The sequence below is a fragment of the Vagococcus fluvialis bH819 genome (assembly GCF_900163795.1).
In the GTDB taxonomy this organism is placed as follows: Bacteria; Bacillota; Bacilli; order Lactobacillales; family Vagococcaceae; genus Vagococcus; species Vagococcus fluvialis_A.
Genome location: NZ_FWFD01000010.1, coordinates 1 through 6626, shown reverse-complemented (window position 1 = coordinate 6626; position 6626 = coordinate 1). Strand labels below are relative to the sequence as shown.

Below are 6626 nucleotides of genomic sequence, written 5' to 3'. Positions count from 1 at the left end.
AGCAAGAAGGGAGGTTATTCAATTGCATATCTTATTTGACGTCTTACTTGGAATCATGATTGATGTTATTGCCCATAGCATTAGTAAATGGTTAGATTCTAAGGACAAGAAAGACAGCTAACCTCACGCTATTTATGTCATAAGTAGTGAAAAAAGAAAAGAGCCAGTTCGGTTGCCCCCGACTGGCTCTTTTTGGTTACTCAATGCATACCTTATTTGTAATTTCATTATAGCACGATATTAATTAGCTATCAAAAATTAAATACGAACAACTTTATCAACAAAAGCAGTTAAATCTTTGTCGTGAGAAATTATTATAATAATTTTTGTTTTTTTATTGTTAGATATTAATGTAAAAAATTTTTCTTTAGACTCTTTATCTAAAGCTGATGTTGGCTCATCTAATATCAGAACATCTGTTTCTTTAGCTAAAGCCATACTAATAGCAACTTTTTGCTTTTCTCCTCCAGATAATGATTTACAATATTTTTCATTTATGTAACTTAAATTAAAATAATCAAGCAAATTATATACTTCTTGTTTTTTCTCTATACAATATAAATTCATATCTAAGTCATCGTATAAAAGAACTGGATGTTGTTCAACAATAGAAAAACATTTAGAACGACATAAATAAATATTTATATCTTTTAAAGAGTAATCATTATAGAAAATATTACCACTAAAATTTCCATATAAACCTAATAAGACTTCAATTAATGTTGTTTTACCTGATCCGTTATCTCCTTGAATTAAGTAAATGTGCCCTTTTTCAAAAACATAAGAAAAATTTTCAATTATATTTTTGTCAGAGTATGAAAAATATACTTTATCTAATATTATTTTATCAATAGAATTGATTTTTCTTGTTCCATTTGCCTCTTGTTCCATTAACTCAATTTCATTTAATCTATCTCTAGAAACTAACATATTAGGATATTCTCTAGTTAGAATAATAACATTAGAAAAACTTTCTAGCATGAAACCTTGAAAATTTTTAATCATTATAAACTCTCCAATATTCATTTTATTGTTATAGATAGCATAGCCACAATAAATGTATAAAAATATATTAAAAAAATTGCTAGACATATCTGAAACTGATGAAAAAATATAAGAGATATTAATGTATTTGTTTAAATAGGCGAAAAAAGGTAAAGAAGCTTCATTTAACTTTTTGTCTAGATATTCATATAGCATATTAATTTTAGTATGCTTAATATTAAATAGATGATTATTCATTTCTGAGAATAATTTATTTTGTTGTTCTGAAAAAATTTTATTTGCAGCATATAATTTTTTAGCAAAACTTTTATATATTATAAAAAACAAAAACATATTAACTATTGAAACAAAAAAAACATTAATATTCATTTTAAAAAAAACTAAAAATATTATAAGTATTGATATAATTTGTAATGAGCCCTTAACCATGAGATTTAACCAAAAATTAGTAACAACATTTGAATCATTATTTATTCTTTGATTTAAATAAACAGGTTCAACTTGATTAAAAAATAGTAAAGGTAATTTTTTTATATGTCTTAGTTGAGCACTATTTATTTTATAAACAATGTCAGCTTGAACTCTAGCATTATAAATATCGCTTATAAATTTTAAAAAAATAGATAACAAAGTACAGATGGTGAGGGCTATTGAAATTTTAAGAACACTGTCAAAATTTTTTTTAGTAATCAAATTATTGATAAATATACCTAGTAAATAAGTTTGAATAATAATTATAATAATATTAATTAAATTTATAAAAAAAAGACCTAACAGTTTTATTTTATTTTTTATAAAAGATTGTTTAATCATTAGAATTAAACTCCTAAAAAATCTTCTACTAATTAATGAAAGTTATAGAAAAATTAGTAGAAGAAATTTTTTTATTATTTGATAAATTTGCAGTGTATCCAACATAAATCACAAATATCAATTTTACACCCAATGCCTCCTATCCTATTGTCAGGAACTTGTTGGGATGGTTGGTTTATATAATTCATAAAAATCAACTCTTTCTTTAGATTCATTATTATGGAAATGCTTTGCTAGGACAGGCAACAGGACTACATGGTTTACTACCACAAAAAACGATGAGACAGAGTTTTTCTCGGACAAAAGCTTTATTCATTTTAGTATCTTTCTTAGGTCTTGATAACCACCTCATTTTAACCACCTCCTTTTCCAGTTAATCTAACTAGTTTATTCTCTATATTGTATTTATTTGGAGAACATCTATATTCTTGCTCTTCGAAAATAATATTTTTATTGACAGTATAGTAGGGACAACCTCCCATGCATTGAGGTAAGACAGGACAACTTTTACATTTATCATCTTCATACGCTGACCAAGCATACCATTTTGATAAATTAATCATTTCTTTTGAATTATTGTCTAGATTTTCTGGTGAGTGAAGAATATTACCAACAGATTCACCTTTATCGCCAACAACATTCCAACATTTTTGTAAAGTACCGTCAGGCTCAATAACGATAGCATTTTCTGATATAGCTCCACAGACTGAAATATTAGGATTTATATCATCACCAACAATGAATCCGTTATCTTCAAGAATATTATTCATTTTAATTTCCTCTTGTGCAAACTCATTAGTTGTAAAACAAGTGGAATAAATCGTATTATTTTCAGTACCAAAATCTCTTACTGGAGCACAATATATTCTAATATTTTCTTTTTTATTCAGGTCTTCTTTTATTAAATCTTCAACAAGTAAATTAAAATATTTAAAATTTTGTTTTTGAATATTAACTCTGATACTTAAATTGACTCGATCATCTATTTCTTTAATATTGTCAATTATCCTATCGTAAGTACCTTTCCCATTTGGTAAAATTCTTGTTTCATTATGAATTTCTCTAGGACCATCTATAGTAACTTGTAAATGAGATAAATCCATTTTTAGTAATCGTTCGACGACATCTTTTGTTAAAAAATAACCATTAGTTATCATGGATGAGGTAATTGTAATATTTTTTTTATTTGTAAGTACTGTAATTTTTTTATATAATTTTTCAATTGTTTGTAGAGCTACTAAAGGCTCACCTCCATACCAAGACAACATTAAAGAGCCATTCTCGTACAAATTGTCATCAATATAATCTACAATTGCATCCATAACTTCTTCAGACATGTGCGAAGTGGGATAATTAGAACCTTGTTCAAAACAATAGGGACATCTAAAGTTGCAGCCTAATGTAGGAAGTAAGGTTAAAACCAATGTATTTGCACCTTTAAATCTTGCCAGAGAGTGAAGGGTTTTAAGAACTTTGAATTCGCTTACATTTTTATCTATTAAAAAACCACCGTATATTAGTTCTTCTATTAGGCTATTGTTTACTTGAGTTAGCTTTTTTAGGTCAGCTTCACTAATAAAGTCACAGTTACTAACAAGATCCTCATATTCGGGTGAAAAGGAAGCAAAACCTCCAGTAAAAAAATTATATAAATATATCTTATTTTGAACTTTTAAAAGTTTATTGTATTTTGAAAATTTATAATTATCTATGATATTATTCATTAATTACATATCTCCTTTAATTAAGTATATTCATTTTATCATTACTAAAGGCACAATCATTAATAATGCTTTCATATTCAGATGTAGACATAGTTGAAGTTCCATCTTCAGTAAAAAAATCGAATAAATATAGTCTTCTGTCTTTCTGTAAAACTTTATTACGTTTTAAGGTTCTATAATTCTCTACATTTTTATTCATTACTATCAATTCTCCTTTACTTTTCTTAAAATGATATTAAAAACCACATCCACATTTTACTACCTCCTTTTATTAACTAAGTATATTTGTTAGAATGTATTTAGTGTTATTTTGTCTCATATAAAGGACAAAATAGAAATAACGGAACGTTAAAGGAGGTGTTACTATATTAAAAGGAAGAGATTTAACTATTATTGACATTAATGTAGGGAAACTTGTTAATGACATTAGAAAAGAAAAAAATATATCTTTAAAGTTTTTATTACAAGATGATATATCAAAGTCTCAATACTATAAGTTTGTTAATAATAATTCTGATATAACTATAAAAAAATTTTCAATTCTATTATCCAGATTGAATGTTTCTTACACAGAATTTTTTTACTTAGTTGAAATCGAAGGTGAGCCTTTTTTAAATAAGGAACTAAAAGAAATAAAGTTGTGTTTTGAAAATAAAAATATTGATAAATTGAAAAGTTTAAGCTATGAGTATGAGTGTTTATTTAATAGCTATCAAATTTTGAAATTTAGTCACTTATCTTTAATTGCATTATCTTTGTCAAATAGAATACAAAATAAAATAGATAAAGAAGCTACTTTAAAAATAAAAAAATATTTATTGAATGTTAATGAATGGGGACATTATGAATTTGCGTTATTTAATAATTTGTTTTTCTTATTCGAAAATGATGACATAAATTTATTAATAAAACAGTGTGTAAGAACTGCAACTAAATATGAAAACTATGATCAGATTTCTCAAGAATTTATTATGTTAATGTCAAATTTATTGATACATTATTTTTCAACAAATCAATTAAGCAGTGCATTTTCTTTGATTAATTCATTATCTAAACTAAAAATAAAACCAGAAAACATTTTAGAAAAGACAATCGTCAAATTTTGGTGCTTACTACAGGAATATTTGATAACAGAACAAGAGGATGTGAAAAACGAAATAGAAAAATTATTAAATTACTTATCTCTTATAGATGCAAAGGAATTAAAGAGATCGCTCAGAGGTATTTTTTCAGATGTAATTAAATAAAATAAGTACTATTTTATTTAATTTTTGTATTATACGGTTAACAATAAAAAAGGAGGATGTTGAAAATGTTAATTTTAAATTGGGTTATAATGATTGTTATGGGAATTATTACTATTGGATCTATAATTTCAATGATCTATATGTTTATTCTTCTAAATAGTCTAGACTCTTTTGATGAACCTAAGAAAAAAGTTGTTTACGAATCTTTTGTAACCGCTTTCTTAGTGGTTGTTATTATTCACTTAATTCAGTTGGTTGGTAGCTTTATGCACTTTGATTTATCTAAAATAATATCTCCAGGAATGATCGATGGAGATATTATTGGGACTAATCCATTACATATAGATAGTTTTGTATTTGATAGTTTTATTATTGGAATTATTTATTTCTTTAAAAGGAATAAATCTAAACGTTAATGCTATTCAAAAATTATTTATTAAACAGATTAAAAAAGGCTCTCAGATTAATTCTGAAAGCTTTTTTTTTTTTCAAAATCAATATAAAAACTATAAATATTAGTGACATTATATGAAAGATACTTTTTTCTATGGTTTCAATTTAAAAGAATTGTCAGATGAAATAGTCTGATTAGGAGGAGCATATATGGCAATTATTGTGCGATTAGATAGAGTCATAGCTGATCGAAAGATATTATTAAAAGATTTAGTTGATGAGGTAGGTATAAGCAATGTCAATCTATCTAAATTGAAGAATGCTAATGTAAGTACTATTCGTTTAGAGGTTATAAAAAACAATGAACCTCAAACATAACAACCTTATGATTAAAGGTGTTTGAAGTCATTGTCGCATTTACTTTTAGAATCCAAGAGTAACAGGCGTACCAAGGGTTACAGACGTTGAGATTGTGAAAATGGACTGGTATACCCAAAATTAAAAAGCAAAACTTTAATTTAATAAGGTTTTGCTTTTTTTGACTTAGTGAAGTCATCAGTCGATATTTAGATGCTTTTTGTTACTTTAAAAACAATTTAGTTGTTTGATATTTGTCGTGACACAGAGTTCATTTTCTATTCAAAACTGTTAAGATATGACCGAAAAAACCTACCAGTAAAATTACTAGTAGGTTCTTCTCATTGTAATATCTGCTAAAAAATAGGGCTAGCGTTGTTAATCTAGTTCTAGTGGATCATCTTTCAGGGCGCTAAGGTTATCTAAACCCTTTGTAATCATTTTTTCTACTTCTTGTTTTAGTAGTTCATCATTTTTTGATAAGGCACTCTTATCACATGTTAATTCTTGTGATTTTCCACCATCTGATGAAGAATCATCTTTCAGGGTGCTAAGGTTATCTAAACCCTCTGTAATCATTTTTTCTACTTCTTGTTCTAATAATTCATCGTCTTTTTTCATTTGAAAAACCTCGTTGTTCATTTAATGTATATAAATTGTCTCATGGTGTTCTTTAAAGGTCAAGATGGTATAAAACCCTTTTGTTATAAGCTTTTAATGGGAATTATAAATTAAGACCATGATTTTTATGGACTGTTTTTTCAGCATTTAACAATAACTCATTAGTTCGTTCTTTTGATTGTTCAGGTGTTATTTTCCCCTCATCAATCATTTTGTTATGCAATATTAATTGCTCACGTATACTTTTAAATAAAATTTCAGACTGTGAAAGCTGTTGCTTTGCCTCTTTTTGAAACGGTAATAATCCTTTTTCAGCAAGTTGTCTTTGCTTCTCTATTTCAACCTTAACAATGAAATTAACAAAAAAAAGCCCTCAGCAATAACTGAGGACAAAAAAGGAGTTGTTTTATCTACTTTGGAGGAGTAAATAAAATGAAAAAGTTTATTGTTAGGGTTGTTTTGTTGG

At 26.2% G+C, this 6626-nt stretch carries 8 protein-coding genes; 3 read left to right on the top strand and 5 right to left on the bottom strand.

Annotation, left to right across the window (positions count from 1 at the left end):
• Positions 1-258: 258 nt before the first annotated feature.
• From FM121_RS07925 to FM121_RS07915, 4 genes are all read right to left on the bottom strand, one after another.
• Entirely contained in the window at positions 259-1818 is a 1560-nt protein-coding gene (locus tag FM121_RS07925) for an ATP-binding cassette domain-containing protein (RefSeq protein WP_086951632.1), read from the bottom strand.
• A gap of 217 nt (positions 1819-2035) precedes the next feature.
• Positions 2036-2170 (bottom strand): hypothetical protein, encoded by a 135-nt coding sequence (locus FM121_RS14660; protein ID WP_256958433.1) that lies wholly within the window; start codon positions 2168-2170, stop codon positions 2036-2038.
• A gap of 1 nt (position 2171) precedes the next feature.
• The gene (locus FM121_RS07920; protein ID WP_086951631.1) at positions 2172-3542 is read right to left on the bottom strand and encodes a radical SAM/SPASM domain-containing protein; all 1371 of its coding nucleotides are present in this window, start codon (positions 3540-3542) and stop codon (positions 2172-2174) included.
• Between the two features lie 16 nt (positions 3543-3558).
• The gene (locus FM121_RS07915; protein ID WP_086951630.1) at positions 3559-3741 is read right to left on the bottom strand and encodes a hypothetical protein; all 183 of its coding nucleotides are present in this window, start codon (positions 3739-3741) and stop codon (positions 3559-3561) included.
• A 355-nt stretch (positions 3742-4096) separates the two neighbouring features.
• Between FM121_RS07915 and FM121_RS07910 the strand changes: the two genes are divergently transcribed.
• The 3 genes from FM121_RS07910 to FM121_RS07900 all read left to right on the top strand — a co-directional run bounded on the left by FM121_RS07910 (position 4097) and on the right by FM121_RS07900 (position 5560).
• Positions 4097-4789: an Rgg family transcriptional regulator gene (locus tag FM121_RS07910; protein WP_179203825.1), complete on the top strand. Its 693-nt coding sequence runs from the start codon at positions 4097-4099 to the stop codon at positions 4787-4789.
• A 65-nt stretch (positions 4790-4854) separates the two neighbouring features.
• A complete protein-coding gene (locus FM121_RS07905; protein ID WP_086951628.1) occupies positions 4855-5205 on the top strand; it encodes a hypothetical protein in 351 nt (116 codons plus the stop codon).
• A gap of 187 nt (positions 5206-5392) precedes the next feature.
• The gene (locus FM121_RS07900; protein WP_086951627.1) at positions 5393-5560 is read left to right on the top strand and encodes a helix-turn-helix domain-containing protein; all 168 of its coding nucleotides are present in this window, start codon (positions 5393-5395) and stop codon (positions 5558-5560) included.
• A 357-nt stretch (positions 5561-5917) separates the two neighbouring features.
• Here the strand turns inward: FM121_RS07900 and FM121_RS07895 are convergent, their stop codons facing one another.
• Complete coding sequence (locus FM121_RS07895) at positions 5918-6160, bottom strand: hypothetical protein (protein ID WP_086951626.1); 243 nt, start codon at positions 6158-6160, stop codon at positions 5918-5920.
• Positions 6161-6626 lie beyond the last annotated feature (466 nt).

Excerpts from the sequence above, each read along its gene's own strand:
- FM121_RS07925 (WP_086951632.1), bottom strand. The coding sequence starts at position 1,818 with ATGATTAAACAATCTTTTATAAAAAATAAAATAAAACTGTTAGGTCTT.
- FM121_RS14660 (WP_256958433.1), bottom strand. The coding sequence starts at position 2,170 with ATGAGGTGGTTATCAAGACCTAAGAAAGATACTAAAATGAATAAAGCT.
- FM121_RS07920 (WP_086951631.1), bottom strand. The coding sequence starts at position 3,542 with ATGAATAATATCATAGATAATTATAAATTTTCAAAATACAATAAACTT.
- FM121_RS07915 (WP_086951630.1), bottom strand. The coding sequence starts at position 3,741 with ATGAATAAAAATGTAGAGAATTATAGAACCTTAAAACGTAATAAAGTT.
- FM121_RS07905 (WP_086951628.1), top strand. The coding sequence starts at position 4,855 with ATGTTAATTTTAAATTGGGTTATAATGATTGTTATGGGAATTATTACT.
- FM121_RS07900 (WP_086951627.1), top strand. The coding sequence starts at position 5,393 with ATGGCAATTATTGTGCGATTAGATAGAGTCATAGCTGATCGAAAGATA.
- FM121_RS07895 (WP_086951626.1), bottom strand. The coding sequence starts at position 6,160 with ATGAAAAAAGACGATGAATTATTAGAACAAGAAGTAGAAAAAATGATT.